Annotated in this window: 19 protein-coding genes; 3 read left to right on the forward strand and 16 right to left on the reverse strand. The window is 36.2% G+C overall.

Annotated features, from left to right (window positions below; genetic code table 11):
- The first annotated feature begins 99 nt into the window (after nucleotides 1-99).
- A complete protein-coding gene (locus JEM65_RS13695) occupies nucleotides 100-291 on the forward strand; it encodes a cold-shock protein (RefSeq protein ID WP_133758549.1) in 192 nt (63 codons plus the stop codon).
- A gap of 68 nt (nucleotides 292-359) precedes the next feature.
- On the opposite strand, the gene JEM65_RS13700 is transcribed toward JEM65_RS13695, so the two are convergent.
- From JEM65_RS13700 to JEM65_RS13760, 13 genes are all read right to left on the reverse strand, one after another.
- Nucleotides 360-1,070 (reverse strand): response regulator transcription factor, encoded by a 711-nt coding sequence (locus JEM65_RS13700; RefSeq protein WP_199600548.1) that lies wholly within the window; start codon nucleotides 1,068-1,070, stop codon nucleotides 360-362.
- Nucleotides 1,071-1,073: 3 nt separating this feature from the next.
- Nucleotides 1,074-2,648 carry a sensor histidine kinase gene (locus tag JEM65_RS13705; protein ID WP_199600874.1) on the reverse strand — a complete coding sequence of 525 codons (1,575 nt, stop codon included), beginning with the start codon at nucleotides 2,646-2,648 and terminating at the stop codon, nucleotides 1,074-1,076.
- Between the two features lie 69 nt (nucleotides 2,649-2,717).
- Nucleotides 2,718-3,311 carry a dephospho-CoA kinase gene (coaE, locus tag JEM65_RS13710; protein ID WP_199600550.1) on the reverse strand — a complete coding sequence of 198 codons (594 nt, stop codon included), beginning with the start codon at nucleotides 3,309-3,311 and terminating at the stop codon, nucleotides 2,718-2,720.
- Nucleotides 3,312-3,314: 3 nt separating this feature from the next.
- Nucleotides 3,315-4,283 carry a YbbR-like domain-containing protein gene (locus JEM65_RS13715; protein WP_199600552.1) on the reverse strand — a complete coding sequence of 323 codons (969 nt, stop codon included), beginning with the start codon at nucleotides 4,281-4,283 and terminating at the stop codon, nucleotides 3,315-3,317.
- The gene (locus tag JEM65_RS13720; protein WP_199600554.1) at nucleotides 4,273-5,280 is read right to left on the reverse strand and encodes a glycosyltransferase; all 1,008 of its coding nucleotides are present in this window, start codon (nucleotides 5,278-5,280) and stop codon (nucleotides 4,273-4,275) included. The genes JEM65_RS13715 and JEM65_RS13720 overlap by 11 nt, the downstream gene beginning before the upstream one ends.
- A gap of 607 nt (nucleotides 5,281-5,887) precedes the next feature.
- Nucleotides 5,888-6,703, reverse strand: a complete 816-nt coding sequence (locus JEM65_RS13725) for an enoyl-ACP reductase FabI (protein WP_199600556.1) — start codon at nucleotides 6,701-6,703, stop codon at nucleotides 5,888-5,890.
- 153 nt (nucleotides 6,704-6,856) lie between these two features.
- Nucleotides 6,857-8,509 (reverse strand): DNA repair protein RecN, encoded by a 1,653-nt coding sequence (recN, locus tag JEM65_RS13730; protein WP_199600558.1) that lies wholly within the window; start codon nucleotides 8,507-8,509, stop codon nucleotides 6,857-6,859.
- Between the two features lie 85 nt (nucleotides 8,510-8,594).
- Nucleotides 8,595-9,482 (reverse strand): DUF4835 family protein, encoded by an 888-nt coding sequence (locus tag JEM65_RS13735; RefSeq protein ID WP_199600560.1) that lies wholly within the window; start codon nucleotides 9,480-9,482, stop codon nucleotides 8,595-8,597.
- Complete coding sequence (coaBC, locus tag JEM65_RS13740) at nucleotides 9,475-10,707, reverse strand: bifunctional phosphopantothenoylcysteine decarboxylase/phosphopantothenate--cysteine ligase CoaBC (RefSeq protein ID WP_199600564.1); 1,233 nt, start codon at nucleotides 10,705-10,707, stop codon at nucleotides 9,475-9,477. The genes JEM65_RS13735 and coaBC overlap by 8 nt, the downstream gene beginning before the upstream one ends.
- Nucleotides 10,708-10,712: 5 nt before the next feature.
- Nucleotides 10,713-11,045, reverse strand: coding sequence for a DNA-directed RNA polymerase subunit omega (locus JEM65_RS13745; protein ID WP_146892968.1), 333 nt, complete (start codon nucleotides 11,043-11,045; stop codon nucleotides 10,713-10,715).
- A gap of 13 nt (nucleotides 11,046-11,058) precedes the next feature.
- Nucleotides 11,059-11,874 carry an outer membrane protein assembly factor BamD gene (locus JEM65_RS13750; RefSeq protein ID WP_199600880.1) on the reverse strand — a complete coding sequence of 272 codons (816 nt, stop codon included), beginning with the start codon at nucleotides 11,872-11,874 and terminating at the stop codon, nucleotides 11,059-11,061.
- A gap of 212 nt (nucleotides 11,875-12,086) precedes the next feature.
- Entirely contained in the window at nucleotides 12,087-12,965 is an 879-nt protein-coding gene (gene dapA / locus JEM65_RS13755; RefSeq protein ID WP_199600566.1) for a 4-hydroxy-tetrahydrodipicolinate synthase, read from the reverse strand.
- The gene (locus JEM65_RS13760; RefSeq protein WP_199600568.1) at nucleotides 12,965-13,483 is read right to left on the reverse strand and encodes a DUF6913 domain-containing protein; all 519 of its coding nucleotides are present in this window, start codon (nucleotides 13,481-13,483) and stop codon (nucleotides 12,965-12,967) included. Before JEM65_RS13760 ends, dapA begins: the two co-directional genes overlap by 1 nt.
- Before the next feature lie 67 nt (nucleotides 13,484-13,550).
- Here JEM65_RS13760 and JEM65_RS13765 point away from each other — a divergent pair, with 67 nt between their 5' ends.
- Both JEM65_RS13765 and JEM65_RS13770 read left to right on the forward strand, forming a co-directional pair.
- Nucleotides 13,551-14,309 carry a 5'-nucleotidase C-terminal domain-containing protein gene (locus JEM65_RS13765; protein WP_199600576.1) on the forward strand — a complete coding sequence of 253 codons (759 nt, stop codon included), beginning with the start codon at nucleotides 13,551-13,553 and terminating at the stop codon, nucleotides 14,307-14,309.
- A 29-nt stretch (nucleotides 14,310-14,338) separates the two neighbouring features.
- Nucleotides 14,339-15,250 (forward strand): bifunctional metallophosphatase/5'-nucleotidase, encoded by a 912-nt coding sequence (locus tag JEM65_RS13770; RefSeq protein WP_199600578.1) that lies wholly within the window; start codon nucleotides 14,339-14,341, stop codon nucleotides 15,248-15,250.
- A gap of 2 nt (nucleotides 15,251-15,252) precedes the next feature.
- Here JEM65_RS13770 and JEM65_RS13775 read toward each other — a convergent pair whose 3' ends face one another.
- The 3 genes from JEM65_RS13775 to ligA form a co-directional block, all read right to left on the reverse strand.
- Nucleotides 15,253-16,011: a hypothetical protein gene (locus JEM65_RS13775; protein WP_199600580.1), complete on the reverse strand. Its 759-nt coding sequence runs from the start codon at nucleotides 16,009-16,011 to the stop codon at nucleotides 15,253-15,255.
- A 274-nt stretch (nucleotides 16,012-16,285) separates the two neighbouring features.
- Nucleotides 16,286-17,029, reverse strand: a complete 744-nt coding sequence (locus JEM65_RS13780; RefSeq protein WP_199600582.1) for a hypothetical protein — start codon at nucleotides 17,027-17,029, stop codon at nucleotides 16,286-16,288.
- Between the two features lie 106 nt (nucleotides 17,030-17,135).
- Nucleotides 17,136-19,130 (reverse strand): NAD-dependent DNA ligase LigA, encoded by a 1,995-nt coding sequence (gene ligA / locus JEM65_RS13785; protein ID WP_199600584.1) that lies wholly within the window; start codon nucleotides 19,128-19,130, stop codon nucleotides 17,136-17,138.
- Between the last annotated feature and the right edge of the window lie 181 nt (nucleotides 19,131-19,311).

Raw genomic sequence — 19,311 nt, forward strand, 5'->3', positions numbered from 1 at the left:
TGAGTTTCACTAATTTAATTTTCTAAAATAAAATCGAAAACATCTGTTTTTCAATTAATTAATTTTACCTTTGTAGCTTAATTAACATTAAATATTATTATGAATAAAGGTACCGTAAAATTCTTCAATGACGCTAAAGGTTTTGGTTTTATTACTGAAGAAGGAAACAACAATGAGCATTTTGTACACATTTCAGGCTTGATCGACGAAGTTCGTGAAGGTGATGCTGTAGAATTTGATTTAACAGAAGGAAAAAAAGGTTTGAACGCAGTAAACGTAAGAGTTATATAATCGCTTCAATTTTTTAAAACAAAAAAGCCTATCTTTCGATAGGCTTTTTTATTGCTCTATGTTAACCTTTAGTCATTCTGATTGACGACCAGTCTAAATCCTTCCCCATGAATGTTCAGAATCTCAACAGTTTCATCTGGTTTCAAATATTTTCTTAGTTTGGCAATATAAACGTCCATACTCCTAGAGGTGAAATAGTTATCATCCCTCCATATTTTTGTCAAGGCCAACTCACGTGGCATCAAATCATTCTCATGTAATGCCAATAAACGCAACAATTCATTCTCTTTAGGAGACAACTTAACTGGTGTCTCATCTTTAAACTTAAGAAAACGCAATTTAGAGTTCAAGGCAAAATTACCAATCTGAAATTCAAATTGCTTACTGTCTGCAACCGTATCTGTAGCCTTACGCTGCATAATGGCTTTAATTTTCATCAGGAGCACTTCACTGTCAAATGGCTTGTTTAAATAATCATCTGCACCTACCTTATATCCTTTTAAGACATCTTCTTTCATGGCCTTTGCGGTCAAGAAGATAATGGGAACATCACTGTTTTTCTCCCTAATTTCTTTAGCTAAGGTAAATCCATCTTTATATGGCATCATCACATCCAAAATGCAAAGGTCATAATCGTCCTTCTTGAATTTTTCAAATCCTTCCATTCCATTCTTTGCATGAACCACATCATAATCGTTCATACTAAGGTAATCTTTTAGGACGGTTCCAAAATTTGGATCATCTTCAACTAATAAAATCTTTTTGTTTTGTTCTTCCATAACTTATGATATTAATGGTAGTTTAATTATAAAAGTGCTACCTTTTCCTTTTTCACTTTCAACGCTAACATGTCCTTGGTGGTCTTCAACCATACGCTTTACGTAGGCTAATCCTAATCCATGACCTTTAACATTGTGTACGTTTCCTGTATGCTCTCTGTAAAACTTCTCAAAAACCTTCTTCTGAACTTGTTTTGACATACCATTGCCATGATCGGCAATTTTTAATAATATATTATTTCCTACATTTTCTGTAGTGACATTAATTTGTGGAGCGTCGTCAGAATACTTAATGGCATTGTCCAAAATATTCACCAATACGTTGGTAAAGTGAGTCTCATTGGCCAATACTGACGATTTCTCAGCTTTCAAATCGCATTTTACATAGCCTTTTCTGTCCTCAACAATTAATTCAACATGACTTATAGCATCTTCTATTAGGTCGTGAAGCTTCACTCTATCCTTACTAATATTGAGTTCATTTCTTTCGAGCTTAGAGATGCGCAATACATTTTCAACCTGCGCGTGCATCCGTTTATTTTCGTCCTTTATCATTTGTAAATAACGCGCCGTCTTTTCCTTGTCATTTATCATTTTAGGATTTTTCATCGCATCCAATGCCAAATTGATCGTGGCAATTGGTGTCTTGAACTCATGCGTCATATTATTTATAAAATCCGTTTTAATTTGGGAAATCTGACGCTGCTTTATAATTTGATATACAGCATTTGAATAGGCCAAAATGATAATCAATGTAAAAATGATAGACAACACGGTCATCGTTAAAATGGACGACCATAAAAATTTACGACGTTCAGGAAAATTAACATATAACTTAAAGTTACTTTCATTGTTATTATTCAAAAACATTGGTACGCCATATGTTGTTGACGGATCTAAATCAAAATTACTAGATTGCACCTTTGTAGCCAAGTCCTTATCATAAATAGCAAATTCAAAATCTATCTCTATACCATTTTCAATAAATTGTCTCGAGAGATAGGTGGCAATATCATCTGAAGAAACCCTCTTATAGATAGGATAATTATTGAATAAATCCCTATAACTAGTTTCAAAAAGTTTCTTCTCAAGCTCATCCATCCTACTGTACTCCGTTACAGTCCTTTCAGGAGTGATATTGATCTTATTCTCAAAAGTGCTTTTTTTAAATACTTTCGCTTCTTTTTGGTTGGTAATCCGGCTGATATTTAAACTATCTAAACCTCCAATGTCAAAGAACAGTGATGGCACTTTAAAACTTTCTTCAAGTATCCCATTTTGATAGATGGTGGTCTCATTGGACACATCATCATAACTCCACAAAAGTATGCCTCTAATATTAGACGTGTCAGGGCTCTTCCCACTATTTAACATATCCTGATACTTGTCACTAAACACCTTAAATTCTCGGTTTTCAACAAGATTGGAGACATTGCTCAAAGAGCGTTTAACATTTAATTCAAACTGTTTGTCCTCATTATTTAGGCTATTGTCTATAAAATATATCTGTACGAAAATGATTCCTATGAGCGAAAAACTCATCAGAACTACCAACAAAATGAATAGCTTTCTGCTCATCATTCAAATTTAAGATTTTAACATTTAGGAGTAACTTGCTTTAACCTTACCTTAACACATTATGAAGATTTAATTTTTGGCAATGGTTTTTATAAGATATTGATGAATTATGCGCACTTGTTCCTTAGTCTGATCCAAATCGTGATTTGTAATCACAAAATCTGATTTTTTTACTTTCTCATCATCAGTCAATTGGTTATTGACAATGGCCATAATTTTATCCTCAGTGGTATGGTCTCTCTGCATTACACGGGCAATTCTTTTATCTAGATCTGCCACCACTGTTATGATATAATCATATTGGGAGGTAAGGTTGTTTTCAAAAATTATAGCGGCTTCCTTTAGCACATAAGCCGATGTCTGGGCTGCTTGCCACCGTATAAAGTCCTCACCTACTCTAGGATGCACAATGGCATTCATCTCCTTTAAAAGATTGGCATCTTCAAAAATTTTAGAGGCCAAAAACGAACGGTTGAGCTGATTGTTTAGGTAGGCCTCCTCTCCAAATAAGGCAATGAGTTCTTTTTTGATGACCTCTGAAGTATTCATTAAAAGCTTAGCTTTGTCATCTGCAATATATAAGGGTACCCCAAAATCTTGAAACATCTTGGCAACCGTAGTTTTACCACTTCCTATACCTCCTGTTATGCCAACAATTTTCATACCTTATTGCATTAATATAAATTCAACTTTGTGTTGTTTAAGACGTGCACTTTTTACGGTTTTTGGCACCTTTACCAATTTAGGAATTAAAAAAGATTTTTCAGTATTTGCAATATCTTTAAAATTACATTCAATCCTAAAATCTGAAGCTTTGACCAACTTATAATTATTGAGACTCACATTGTAAGCTACCGGGATGGTTTTGGGAAAGTAATTGATATTGATGTCCGCCGGAAGATTGATAATCGTGACAGGTACATTAAACGTTCCTTCCGTAAACTTCTCCACATGCCCTTTAATGGTCACGTTTCTTGTAGATATCTTTAATTGCTTTAAAGGTTCCGTCATTTCAATTTGTAACGATTTATCAATATCTGAATTGATATTTTTTAGCTCCATTCGTTTTGTGGTGACCTCCTCTATTTTAGCGATTATTTTCTTGGATCCGATGATTCTAACGGAATCGGGAACCACTTTTATTTTTGAAGACATATCATAGCCTGTGGCGTATCCAATTGAAAGATTAGTTCTCACCGGAACCTTCTTAACGGCCAAGGATTGGTAAGGAAAACGCAAGGTGTCGGGCTGAATGGAAATAACATCTACTGAATTTTTAAACTTGGCATTTATTTTGGCCAAATTTTGTTTGGAGTTCCATATATAGGTTTTGTTTTTAGGCGACACATCAGATTTGAAATCAATTTGGAAGGTGGGCTTAAAAAAGGAATATTTGAGCAAGTTGAATCCGTAAGCTTTGACGCCCACTTTTATTTTTTTGCTACTATCAATATCTACATGATGTTGTTCGGGCACATTCTTGTAAGTAATTTCAAAAACAATAGTCTCAGTATAACTTTTGGATAGTTTTGTTAAGGCCCAAAAACAAAACGACAACAAAAAGAATAGTCCGAAAACATTTAGTTTTCGACTTTTTATGGATCGAGAGAGTTGGAGTTTTAGTTTATTGAACATGTTTAAAAAACAATTTTGGGAATCTTTTTTTAGGGTTTTCTTTTAAAAATTTTAAGGCTACTGTCGCTTTCAGAAACCCATAACCATAACCAAAAAACTGTACAAATATTGCCATCACTGCCAATAGCCCTATGAACACGTTTTTTGAATGGATAAGCGCCATAACAAAAGCGACGGTGCTATAAAGCATATAAATGTACAACAACCAGTTTACATCAAACATTGCCATCAGGAGACTAATAATAAATCCCACTGAGAATAAAGTGGGTAACCAAAAAATAAAACGCTCAGAGGTTGGGTGCCACAAATTTAAGATTGGTCTGACCAAACCGAATTTATGAACTTGCTGATAGAATTTAGTCCAATAAATCCGTCTTTTATGATATACAAAGGCGTCTTTAATCAGTTGGGTTTTATAGCCCAATTTGGCAAGCCGCAATGCAAGGTCTGGATCTTCACCAGGATGTATCGTTCCAAAACCTCCCGAGGTTTCAAAAGCTTGTTTTGAAAGTCCCATATTAAAACTCCGCGGTTGAAACCTGTCAGAGTCCTTGCCTCCACGGATACCTCCAGTAGTAATAAAAGAGGTCATCGAAAAATTGATGGCCTTCTGGAGCTTGGAAAATGATGCATGCGCTGCATCTGGTCCGCCGTAACAATCCGTGTAATTTTCAGTTAATCTTCTATGTGCTATTTGCAAATAGTATTCTGGCAAGAGTACGTCTGAATCAAGAATGATAAAATAATTACCTTTTGCGCGTACCATCCCATAGTTTCTAGAATCTCCAGGCCCTGAATTCTCTTTGCTCAAATAGAAAATAGGCAATTGCCCAAATTGTTTGACAATGTCCGCTGAAGGCATTGTGGAGCCATCTTCAATAATATAGATATTATAGTCAACATTACCCTTGAGCTTCGTAAAGCTTTCTAAAAGCTCACCAATTTCATCAGGTCTATTGTAAACAGGAATGATAAATGAAAAATGCAATGTCTCCATACTGCACAAAGATAACGAATCAAATCACAAATGTGACCTGGGTCTACCGAGGATTACTGTTATGGGATTCCTCCTTACGTCGGAATGACAAAATTGAGAGGAATGAAAGAAGCAGAGTTTGTCATGTCGAAATTTGTCATGTCGAATGCAATGAGACATCACATAACAGAAGCCTACCAAGGATTATTGTTATGGGATTCCTCCTTACNNAAGCCCCAAGAGGAATGACCAAGGACACAGTTTGTCATGTCGAATGCAATGAGCCATCTCATAACAGTGGCCTACCGAGGATTATTGTTATGGGATTCCTCCTTACGTCGGAATGACAAGCCCCAAGAGGAATGACCAGGACACAGTTTGTCATGTCGAATGCAATGAGACATCACATAACAGAAGCCAACCGAGGATTATTGTTATGGGATTCCTCCTTACGTCGGAATGACAAGCCCCAAGAGGAATGACCAGGATACAGTTTGTCATGTCGATTTTAAGGGAAGCTTACAGGTAAGTCCTTTCAAATTTAAAATAAGGGTGATTATGCTGTCAAATAAAAAACCCTTTCAATAGGTGAAAGGGTCTTTGTATAGAGGTTCATATCCAATAAAAATTATTCCCTAACAAAAGCTTCCATCACCTCATTACTCACACCCATATTGCTAAAGCCTCCATCATTAAAAAGATTTTGAAGCGTGACACGTTTTGTAAGGTCACTAAATAACGTGACCGTATAATTGGCGCAATCTAGCGCTGTGGCATTTCCTAAAGGCGACATTTTATCAGCATAGGCTATAAAACCATCAAATCCTTTAACCCCTTGCCCAGCGGTTGTAGGTGTTGGTGATTGAGAAATAGTATTTACTCTCACCTTTTTATCCTTACCAAAAAAGTAACCGAAACTACGCGCAACACTTTCTAAATAAGCTTTGTTATCTGCCATATCATTATAGTCAGGAAATACACGTTGTGCCGCCATGTAGGTCAATGCAACAATACTTCCCCACTCATTCATCGCATCTGCTTTATAAAGGGTCTGCATCACTTTATGGAAAGACATTGCAGAAACGTCAGTTCCTTTTTGTGTCCATTCATAATTTTGGTCAGTATAATGTTGCCCTTTTCTGACATTTACAGACATACCAATTGAATGCAATACAAAATCAATTTTACCACCTAAAATTTCTGTAGACTTGGCAACTAAATTTTCTAAATCTTCAATAGATGTAGCATCTGCAGGAATGATTTGGGAACCGGTCTTTTTAGCCAATTGATCAATTTGTCCCATTCGCATTGCAATTGGTGCATTTGTTAAGACAAATATTCCGCCTTCTTCGTGAACGCGTTCTGCAGTTTTCCAAGCAATTGAGTTCTCATCTAAAGCTCCAAAAATAATTCCTCGTTTTCCTTTTAATAAGTTGTATGCCATGTTTTTAATTGTTTTTTATTTAATGCTAAGCAATTGATGAGTCAAAGTTAATAAAACTTTGAACGTATTGCTTCCTTTTGATTTGTAAATCTTCAATAAAATGATTGAATCTACACCCCAAGATCCCTATAAATAGGCCTTCATCTCAAAGTTCTAGGCCAGCAATTGTTTCGCATGCTCAATAGCCGAACTGGACATATCCAGACCGCCCAACATTTGAGCAATTTCCACAACCCGCTCCTCAGGACTTAAACGTTTCAATTGGGTTTGGGTCACGTCATCCACATCTTCTTTAAAGACTTTAAAATGCGTATCGCCTTTGGCTGCAATCTGAGGTAGATGGGTAATGGTAAACACTTGCATAGTCGTACTCATCTGCTGCATAATGGATGCCATTTTATTGGAAATCTCACCAGAAACACCTGTATCTATCTCATCAAACATAATTGTAGGGAGTTGGGTATAATTGGTTAAAATAGATTTTATAGCCAACATAATACGTGACAACTCTCCGCCGGATGCCCCTTTTTTAAGTTCATTAAATTGCCCGCCCTTATTGGCAGAAAACAAAAATTTTAATTCATCTTTCCCATTGCCCAAAAAAGTATCAGATAAGTTCAGGTCTACATTAAATCGCGCATTGGGCATCCCTAAGGTATCCAATAACACTTCTAATTGTTTAGTTAAACCGGGAATAGCCTTTTCACGATTCTTATGCATTTGTAAGGCGTACGTATTGAGTTGCTTTTCTACCGCTAACGATTCACTTTCCTTTTCGGCAATAACGGTATCTAAGTTTTCTGTGACCGATACATTTTCAGTAAGGTCATTCTTAATCTGAATCAACTCTGAAACCTCAGAAACAGTATGTTTTTGCAACAGATTGTTAATCACCTGTAATTTTGAATTGACGGTATTCAGTCGGTTAGGATCGGCTTCTAGAGCTTCTTGAAGGGCCTCTATTTCAGCAAAGATATCATCCAATTCAATTAAGCTGCTCCCAATTCGGTCAGCAACTAGTTTATAATCGGTAGCATAAGGCGCCAATTTGGACAATTGATTTTTGATCTCGGTTAATTGCGTAACCACTCCTATTTCTGTATTACCCAATAACTCATGTGTTGCTGTAAGACGCTCCCCTATTTCTTCAATATTATTGAGCGTTTCGTATTCATCTTCCAAAGCTTCCAACTCTCCGTCCACCAAATTGGCATCTTCAAGTTCTTTCAGTAAAAATAAATTATAATCTAACTCTTTGGCGGCTTCAATTTTTTGATGCTGAAGCTTTTTTAATTCTGATTTTACCCGTTTGAAGGTCTGTAATTGTAGCGCATAATCTTGGAGAAGATTGCTATTGTTGGCTAAGGCATCAATAACCTGAAACTGAAAATCGTCATTGGTTAATTGTAAGGTTTGATGTTGCGAATGAATATCCAGCAACTGCGCTCCCAATGCTTGCAAACTATCAAGGTTTACCGGAGTATCGTTTACAAAAGCTCTCGATTTTCCTGAGGGTAATATTTCTCTACGGATAATGGTTTGGGGCTCATAATCTAAATCCTCCGTTTTGAACAGTGATTTCAAATTGTAGTTGGCGATATCAAAAGTGGCTTCAATAATGCATTTTTCTGTCGGATTTTTAACACTACTCAAGTCTGCACGTTTACCAAGAACCAGAGATAATCCACCTAGTAGTATGGATTTACCCGCACCTGTCTCTCCCGTAATAATAGTCAATCCGTCATTGAATTTAACCTGAAGGCTATCAATTAACGCATAATTTTTTATGGAAAGTGCTGTAAGCATGCTTAGGGTTTGAGGTTTGAGGTTTGAGGTTTACGCTAATATAAATTTAATTTTTGGCAATTAGCTTACGCTTTCCAATCTTATATCAGAAATTGATTGCGCGCCATTTAGAAGCATGTGTGGGTGCTACTTTATTGAGAATATCTTTAATATCAGTTACGTTCACTTTTGGTCCGTCGCTAAAAATATCGAGAATCTCATTGGCTTTGGCATCAAAAAACACACGCATCAAAAAGGAATTTGGGCGTCTATTGTGCATCGTAGCCAAATCATCAAATACCAGCGCAATGCTTTCTTTAGCTTTCTTGTCATTTTCAGACATGACATCCAATCCTTTACGGTGGTAATTGTACATCACGGTTCTAAACTCCTTAAATGTTGGAGACAACATATTATCAATGAGAGCAAAACGAGATTGTTGTCCGTCCTCTAATTTCCAACCTTTAAAATTGCCTTGTTGGGAGTAATTGGTAATTGTTTGGGCTTGTTTATAATAGGCATCTCCACCGTTCAATTCAAACGTGTCAGCATCTAGACCTAAGATCATAAAAACATGATAGGCCAATACGGATACCAAATTCGATTCAAATTGTGTAGGATTATAAACCAAATTTTGAAACTCTAAATATTGAAATGTAAAATTCCGATCATTAAAATTATATACGGGTGTATTATAAGTAGAGTTAAACACAGGTCTTGAAGACTGTACCTGAATTGTGGCCTGAAAAGAATCGCTGTTATAGTCCACTATATTAATGACCATACTGCAATCAATGCGTTCCTGTGGACTAAACATTTTATTGGTCCATTGTGTGTTATTGATAAATTCCGTTAATTGCCGCTCTAATGTTTTAAACACCTGCACATTTTCATTACCGGTTTGTTGCGCATTGACTACCAAATTACAGTTCAGCTCTTGAGAAAACATCACTGAAGTGCAACCCAAAAAAAATATAAAAATAAATTTATGCATGGATTTGCTTTATAATTTGATTCATTAAATCTGTAGCGACGTCTTTTTTTGACTTTAAGTCGTGCGCAATGATGTCTTGCGTGTCTGTGATGAAAGTCACTTTATTAGAAGCTCCTCCAAAACCGGCACCGTCATCCTTTAACGAATTTAATACAATTAAATTTAAATTCTTGGCTTTTAATTTTCCTTTTGCATTCTCCAATTCATTATTAGTTTCCAAAGCAAAACCAACCAAAAATTGATGTGATTTAATCTGCCCCAACGATTTAAGAATGTCTTGTGTTTTCTCCAATTCAATATTGAAGGACGGATCTTTCTTCTTTATTTTTATGTCTGAAACATGTTTGGGCCTGTAGTCAGCCACTGCTGCAGAAAGAATGGCAATGTCTACCGACTCAAAGTGTTCATTCGCGGCTGCATACATTTGTGCAGCACTCATCACTTTAATGACTTTAATAAGACTGAGTGAAACGGTTTCGTGCGTAGGTCCTGAAATTAAAATGACCTCAGCACCTAAATTAGCAGCAGCTTTAGAAATTTCGAACCCCATTTTTCCGCTAGAATGATTGCCAATAAAACGTACGGGGTCAATAGCCTCATAGGTTGGACCTGCAGTAATGAGTACTTTCTTTCCCTTTAATGGTAACTGATCTAAAACATTTTGTTCAATAAACAAAACGATGGCTTCAGGTTCTGCCATTCTACCTTCTCCCACCAAACCACTTGCAAGTTCACCACTGGTAGCGGGAATCATGATATTCCCGAAGGTTTTAAGAGTTTCGAAAGATGATTTAGTGCTCTGATGTTTGTACATGTCCAAGTCCATTGCAGGCGCAAAATAAACGGGACATTTAGCAGAAAGATACGTTGCTAATAACAAATTATCACACACCCCATTGGCCATTTTTGCCATGGTGTTTGCAGTTGCTGGAGCAATAATAAAAATATCGGCCCACAGCCCTAACTCGACATGATTATTCCAAATCGGATTTTCCTGCGTGCCGTCAGGCAAGGCATCATCGTCATTGAAAAATGAAGAATAAACAGGGTTTTTAGATAACGTAGATAGCGTTAAAGGTGTAATGAAGTCTTTAGAAGCAGGCGTCATCACGACCTTTACGTGGGCGCCTGCTTTTATAAATAACCTAACTAGATGTGCTGTTTTATAAGCAGCAATACCGGCAGTAATGCCTAGGAGTATATGTTTGCCGCTTAAAATTGACATCTTAATTATGCTTCTGTAATATCATCTTCAGTATTTCTGAAATAAATTTTATCATCTAACCATTCCTGAACCGCGAGCGCGTGAGGTTTTGGTAATTTTTCATAAAATTTAGACACTTCAATTTGCTCTTTGTTTTCAAAGATTTCTTCAAGACTGTCATTATAAGTCGCAAATTCTTCAAGCTTATCAACAAGCTCTCTACGGATATCGGTATTGATTTGTTCCGCTCTTCTTGCAATGACAGAGATGGCCTCATAAATATTTCCTGTTGGCGCATCAATTTCATTACGGTTGTAAGTTATAGAACTTACGGGAGCATTGGTCTTTTTTAAATCCATGGTGTATATAAAATTAACTTTTTGTACTATAGGTTTGAATTGCGTTCTGCAATTCAGTGTTCATTTTTGTTGCCTCAGCGTTATACTGAGATTCAGGATATGCCTTGTAAAAAGCATTATAATGTTTTATAGCCGTCTTTATACGATCTTCACGTTTGTATTCAACACTATTGATTCCTAATTTATAAGCGGAATCAAATCTATAAAACATAGCATCTTCCCTAAAGGTTGTTCCTGGGTATTCTACAAGAAAGTTGTCAAACGCTTTTATAGAGGCTTCATAATCTTCCGACTCAAAATTAGCAATTTGATTGTAAAGCTTTGCTATTTCAAAAGCCTTCCTTTCCAATTTATAATCCAACTCTTTAATTAAGGTATTTGCTTCAGGTAAATACTCAGAGTCAGGATATCTATTTATAAACATCTGAAGCTTTTCAATAGCCACTTTGGTTTCCTTTTGTTCCTTACTATACACTGGAGACAACTCATAAAAACTTTTAGCACCTAAGAATAATGCTTCTTCAGCTTTTTCACTTTTAGGATATTGATCTGCAAAACGCTCAAATTGATAACCCGCCAAATAATAATCCTTCATTTTATAAAATGACATGGAGTACATATACATCAATTTTTCCGCTTGCGGCTTACCTCTGTATTGCGGTGCAATTTGGGCAAAAAGCTTATTGGCTTTACTAAATTTACCAGCATCATAGAGCTCTGTGCCCATCTTAAATTTTGTTGCAATATCTTCTGACTTTAAGGCCTTTTGATATTCACTACAAGAGGAGAGTACTACTGCGATCAATAAAGTATAACAAATGTTTTTCATCCAATAAATGTTCTTCTTTGTGTTTTTAAAATGGAATGCCTGATTTAATATGGTCATAGGTAAAAGAGATGTTTTTAATAGCACTCTAACATTTTTAAACAGAATGCAAAAGTACACATTTATAACGTATTATAAAACAAAAAATTTTAAGCTAAAATAAGTGTTGGATTCAAGCTAGATGGACGTTTAAGTTATATTTAACGTTTCTTGCCTTATTTAAGCAGCGCCACACTTTTCTTGACTTTCTCTTTCAAGCCCTCTGTAGCGACCACCAATGGTAATCTTACGGTAGCTCGTGCCAATCCAAGCTCCTCAAATACGGCTTTGATGCCTGCAGGATTGTTTTCTTCAAATATTTGGGCGGTAATGTCCATCAATTTAAAATGGATAGCATAGGCTTCTTTGGCATTGCCTTCCAAACCAAGACGGATCATATGGGAAAATTCTTTTGGGAATGCCTGTCCCAATACAGAAATCACACCGGCTCCACCTGCCAAAACAATTCCCAAAGCCAAATCATCGTCTCCTGAAATAATCAAAAAGTCATCTGGTTTGTCTTTTAAAAGTTGCAGATATTGTCCTACATTGTTTCCTGCTTCTTTGACACCGATAATATTCTTAAAATCGTTGGCAAGGCGCAAGGTTGTTGCGGGTAACATGTTTGAGGCCGTACGCCCCGGTACATTATACAAGATGATTGGTTTTGGAGACACTTCAGAAATGGCTTTAAAATGCTGGTAAACACCTTCTTGTGTTGGTTTTGTATAATATGGTGATACTGATAAAATCGCATCAATGCCGTTTAAATCTGTAGACTCCAGTTCTTCTATAACCTCAGCGGTATTATTGCCGCCTATCCCCAAGACTAAGGGCACTCGTTCTTGATTCGCTTTCTTTATAGTGGCGATGACGTCCTTCTTTTCCTGTTTAGTCAGTGTCACACTTTCAGCAGTTGTTCCACAAATAACCAAATACTCTGTACCCTGGTCAATGTTGTAATTAACAATGCGGGCAAGAGCGTTATGATCAATACTCAAATCAGTTTTGAACGGTGTAATCAATGCCACACCGGTTCCAAGAAATTTTGTCATTATATTTTGTTTAATATGGTTAAGTACTTCTGTAATTCTAATTTAAATACCCCAAACTGGTTCGTGTTCACATCCAAAATAAGATCATACAATCTGTCATCAACATCAGAAAGGCCAATCTTGAAATTTGCTTTCGATAACGCTGTTGCCATTTTCAATTCTAAGGCATCATTCTTGAAAAAGCACACAAGCAGATCAAATTCCATTTCTAAAAAGGCTTTAAGCTCTGGATGTTTAACAGTACCATTCCAACCAAAATCCTTTTTACCGAAATCATTATCCCATGGTTTTTCGGTCTTTTTAATGTCTTCAGCAAACATTATGATTTTAATTTTAGGCAATTTCACACCTAATTCATTGAAAAAATATTTGAATGCTTCAGCATCAGAAAATTCACGCACGTCAATAATTACGCCAACGGATTCCAATCTTTCATTACTAATGGCAACATTTTGAGAGTTTAACAGGCTGTTGGTTAATTTTCGAATGGATTTTTCTCTAAATGCCTTTAAAATCATTTACTTTTGTTTTGGCAAAGGTACTAAAGACGTCACATTTATCTATAAACAATTTACAAGTTATTCAATGAAATTTACAAATCTTCTTTTGGTTTCGGTATTGCTTTTGGCCCTCTCCTGCAAAACACCTACAGACGTTTATAAAATTGAAGGAAAGAATGTAAACATCACAGATAGCATACAGGCTGATGCGCGTATTGAAACTTTCATTAAGCCGTACAGAGAACATATTAATAAAGATTTGGATAGCATTTTAGGCTATTCAGTAGACACGTATTCTAAAAGTGACGGCCACTTAAATACCGCCATTGGAAATTTGATGGCCGATGTAGTGTACCAAGAAGCTGACCCGGTATTTTTTAAGAGAACAGGAGCTCATATTGATTTTGTGCTATTAAATCATGGTGGGATTCGCTCTATCATAAGCAAAGGAGCAATTACCAAAAGAACCGCTTTTGAAGTCATGCCTTTTGAAAACTCCATTGTCGTATCAAAATTACCAGGAGCACAAGTTCAGGAACTTTTAGACTATTTAGCTAGAGCCAAACGTGCACATCCTATTTCTAAACTAAAGATTCTTTTGGATAGAGAGAGTAATGTCATTGAAAGCGCTGTGGACGGTGTAGCGATTGATTTCAATAAAACATACTATATCGCGACTAACGATTATCTTATAAATGGTGGCGATGGGATGGACTTTTTTAAAAGTAGCGAAGAGGTCATTGTATTGGATTATAAAATAAGAAATGCATTAGTGGATTATTTTATGAAAACAGATACGCTAAACCCTGTAGCAGATGACCGATTTATTCAATTAAAAGATTAACTCCCATTCAAACAAACATTTTTGAAGTTATGAAAAGAAGAGCATTCATTCAACAATCCACAGTAGCATCTGCATTAGTAGGATTGGGAGGTATTGGTCTGCAATCATTTTCAGGTCCTCCTAAAAAAATCACCATTTTGCACACCAATGACGTCCATAGCCATATTGACGCTTTTGGACCAGAAAACGGTAGAAACCCCAATCAAGGCGGTGTGGCGCGAAGAGCAACTTTAATTGAAGGTATAAGGGCTGAGAATCCGCACACACTGTTATTGGATGCTGGCGATATTTTTCAAGGTACCCCCTACTTTAATTATTACGGCGGTGAACTTGAATTTAAACTTATGAGCATGCTTAAGTATGATGCTGCCACCATAGGAAATCACGATTTTGATAACGGATTGGAAGGTTTATATGCGCAATTGCCACATGCCAAGTTTGACTTTGTAAGTGCTAATTATGATTTTTCCAATACCATCATGAATACCCATGCAAAACCTTATAGGACATTTGTGAAAAATGGGATTAAAATTGGAGTTTTTGGTTTGGGCATAGAACTTGCCGGTTTGGTGGATAAACAAATGTACAAGGAAACCGTATATCTCGATCCTTTTGAGATTGCTCAAGATATGTCGCGCATATTAAAGGAAAATGAAAATTGTGATTTGGTGATCTGCTTATCGCATTTGGGTTATAATTACAAAAATAATGATCAAAAACCCAGTGATCTTTCTTTAGCGAAACGCACCAAGGATATTGACTTATTTATTGGTGGACATACACATACCTTTCTTCCAAAACCTACAATTGTCAAAAACAGTGTAGGAGACAATGTCATGGTCAATCAAGTAGGCTGTTTTGGCATTAACTTAGGTAAAATTGATTTCTATTTTGACAGTGCCAAAAACAAATCGGCAGATGGTGTTTCTATTTTAGTGTAGTGTTACACCGGTAATTGATTTGATTCAGTAATAGATTCGGCACTTTCTGTTATAACAATACCTTTTACGCTTTCCTGATGGTTGAAGATATAAACGTATAACAGAAAAAGACCAAGACCTTGAAGTGTTTTTTGAAACCCTTCAAATAGCCAAAATTGCACATACAAGCTATTGGTAAAGCTCAATACATCAGCAAACACAAAACAACACACGATCGTTAAGAATAGGATAGTTTGTGAAGTTTCCTTACTGAGATAGATTGCAAACGCTAAGAAGCCCATTACCAACAACAAAACCCCTTTACTCACGGACAGGGTTAAGTTAACGCTATCGTTAAAACTATCTTGAACATTTACAAACATGGCATACATTAAATAGGTGTTAATGAGCAAAACAATAATGAGATACCACGATACCACGCCTTCAAACTTCACATGTTTTAACTTTCCAATCATTACAAAAACCATCAATGCGTAAGCCCCTATAAACGAGGATTCAGACAGTTTTGATGACAACTCAAAATTGATTGGCACACTACATATAAGACCAACAAAGTATAGAATTAAGATGGCACAAAAAATGGTAGCCATAAGTTTTTGTTTATCAAAATATATGATGAGCAGCGCGGGAATTAACCCCAAAATCACTGCGTTGGAGATAAAATATAATTCATAATAGGAAGAGACCAGGTTGATAGCAACAATAAGTGCCAGCATTATGGAAATCGCCCAATTAGATAATAAGGCATGCCATCTGTTCATGATTTGGTGGATTAAGTAGGTCTGGCAAATATAACAAAAAAAACGAATTTCATCGTATTTAAGATGTGTTTCATCGATAATAATGTTAAATTAAACTTAAAAACCGTCAAATTGTGAGAGCAGACATGTAACGTTCCATTAAAGTAAAGGGTATTAGGACCGCAAAGACTGTTCAGACTAAATACCTTCACGTTGCCAACTAACCATAAAATTTTGTCAGCTGACTTGCAGTTAAAAAGGGTCTAAAGCCTATTACAAAGATTTTCTAAGCAATTTAAGTTTTGGTTATGACATCCTGATATACTCTGTCTTCTTCTAAAGTTTGATCATTGAGACGTGATTGCAAGTAAAAAAACAAGAAGGCTATGACAAGAAATAATGAGCCGAATACATTCAGCACTGTAATTTCCATAACATAGAAATAGGTCAGCTGAATCACTTCGGAAAACATGATAAAAATACAGGCAATCAAGAGATTTATAGCCTTTTGATCATCTTTATCAAAATAGTTGATTAAAGCTACCGTCAATAGAACCATAACCACAGCATTATATACAAATTCCAAAAAATATTCCGCATAGGTAAGTCGGGCTAGAGTTGTATTTGTAACTATGAAGACCACAAAAATGTCCAATGCAATCATCACAACCAAATGTATTGGAAATTTTTTGATAGTTTCCATCACATTCATAAATTGTAGCATCTGTACAATCAGGAATAGATAAGCAAGAATGTATAATGCGTTAGCACCATAATAGTAATAATAAATTGCATTTATTGAGGATGTAGGCAGAACATATCGACTGAAATTTATGATTTCAGCAATACTAAAGGTTAATAAAAATGCTAGAAAGAAGACCCTTTTATTGTCAATTTTATAGCAATATAAAACCGTAAAAAGTATAAGTAATAACACTTTTATTCCTGCTGCTTCAACTTCATATTGGTAAATCTGAAGGACTAAAAGAAGTACAGACAGCGTGATTAAAATCCCTGATAAAACTCTTTTTATAACCATAATACACTATCGATTAAATAGACAAGTAGGACAAATATAATTTATTTTACATGTAAACCGATTTAATACGCGTTTTATCGATCAAAATATTTGATTTGTAGGAAATTTATTCTAAAAATTTTAAAAATTCATATTCTGAAATTATCCGGATCTTCAGTTGTTCAGCTTTGGTTCGTTTACTTGGCCCCATATTGGCGCCCGCAATAACATAACTGGTTTTTGAAGAAATTGAACTCGATACTTTCCCCCCGTTGTCTTCTATAAGTTTCTTTAAGTCGTCTCTGGAAACCGATTCAAACACACCAGAAACCACAAACGCTTGGCCTTGGAGCTTATTTGTTTGACTGGCCAATTCTTCCGAAGAAATTTCCAACTGCACTCCAAAATCTTTCAGACGCTTAACTATTGTAAGATTTTGTTCTAAAGCGAAAAAATCCACTACACTCTCTGCTATTCGAATGCCTATTTCGTCAACGGCGATCAAATCGATGAGCAAAGCAGCTTTCAATTTTTCAATATCCTTAAAGTGTTTTGCGAGTTTTTTAGCTACCGTTTCTCCCACATATCTGATTCCTAAAGCATATAACACGCGTTCAAACGGAATGTCTTTTGAGGCCTCAATACCATTAATCAAATTATCCGCACTTTTTTCAGCCATGCGTTCCAAAGGAATCACTTGTGCTTTAGTGAGTGTATATAAATCCGAATAATCATTAATGAGATTCTCTTTTACCAGTAGCGCCACGGTTTCGCCACCAAGTCCTTCGATATCCATTGCTTTTCTTGAAATAAAATGCTGAATACGTCCCACAATTTGTGGTTGACACCCATTGTAATTCGGACAGTAATGTTGTGCTTCACCAGCATTTCTTACAAGTGGCGTTCCACATTCTGGACACTTCTCGATATAATGAGTGGGTTGTGAGTGTTCGGGACGCTTCGTGAGGTCCACGGCAATAATTTTAGGAATTATTTCTCCACCTTTTTCCACAAAAACGACATCCCCTTCTCTAATGTCTAATTTTTCAATTTGATCCGCATTATGCAACGATGCCCGTTTTACGGTAGTTCCTGCTAATTCTACAGGTTCTAAATTGGCCACCGGAGTGATGGCACCTGTACGTCCCACCTGATAGGTAATTTCATTTAACCGGGTAGACACTTGTTCAGCCTTAAACTTATAGGCAATAGCCCAACGTGGCGCCTTTGCAGTAAATCCTAATTCGTCCTGCTGATGTAAGTTGTTAATTTTAACTACAACACCATCTGTCTCGTAAGGAAGATCGTGCCTATGAATATTCCAATAGTCAATAAATTTCAGTACACCCTCTATAGAATTTACCAAAACCGCCGCCTTTGGCACTTTAAACCCCCAAGCTCTCGCCTTTTCCAAGCCTTCAAATTGGGTCTTAATATTTAAATTAGTGCCTGTAATGTTATACAGCAAACATTCTAGAGGTCGTCTTGCCACCTCTGCACTGTCCTGAAGTTTTAAACTTCCAGAAGCAGTGTTCCTCGGATTTCGGTAAGGTTCCTCTCCTATTTCAATACGGTCTTCATTCATTTTAAGAAACCCCGCAAATGGTAACACGATTTCTCCCCGAATATCAAATTTGTCCGGATAATCACCTTTTAAACGTAAGGGCACAGAGCGAATCGTTTTAATGTTTGCAGTGACATCATCACCTTGTACGCCATCTCCCCTAGTGACCGCTTTTTGCAAAGTTCCGTTTTCATAAGTCAAACTAATGGAGGCGCCGTCATATTTTAGCTCACATACAAACTGTAATTCACCATCAATCCCCTTTTTGACACGCGTTACCCAATCCAACAAATCTTCTTTTGAATAGGAATTATCTAAAGAATACATCCGATGTTCATGGAAGATCGTATTAAAAGTCTTGGTAATTTCACCTCCTACACGTTGCGTTGGTGAATGCGGATCCGCATATTCTGGATGTGCGTCTTCCAGCATTTGTAACTCTTTTAACTTCAGGTCAAAGTCATAATCGCTAATAACAGGCTGATCTAGTACGTAATAATTGTAATTGTGCTGATTGAGTTCGTCGCGAAGCTGTAAAATATGCTGTTGAATATCCATTAAGTAAATTGAAAAATAAGTTGTGTTTGTGAGTCATTTATGAAACCTCTAAGATACTAAAATGACCTTCAAGACCATAGATACACTTATTATTTTTATCCGTTAATTCATACCTAACCTTATCATAGACGCTCAAACAAACAAGAATGCTAAAACTTAACTTTCTCTAACAGTAACAGAT

Source organism: Gelidibacter salicanalis (assembly GCF_016469035.1).
GTDB classification, from domain to species: domain Bacteria; phylum Bacteroidota; class Bacteroidia; order Flavobacteriales; family Flavobacteriaceae; genus Gelidibacter; species Gelidibacter salicanalis_A.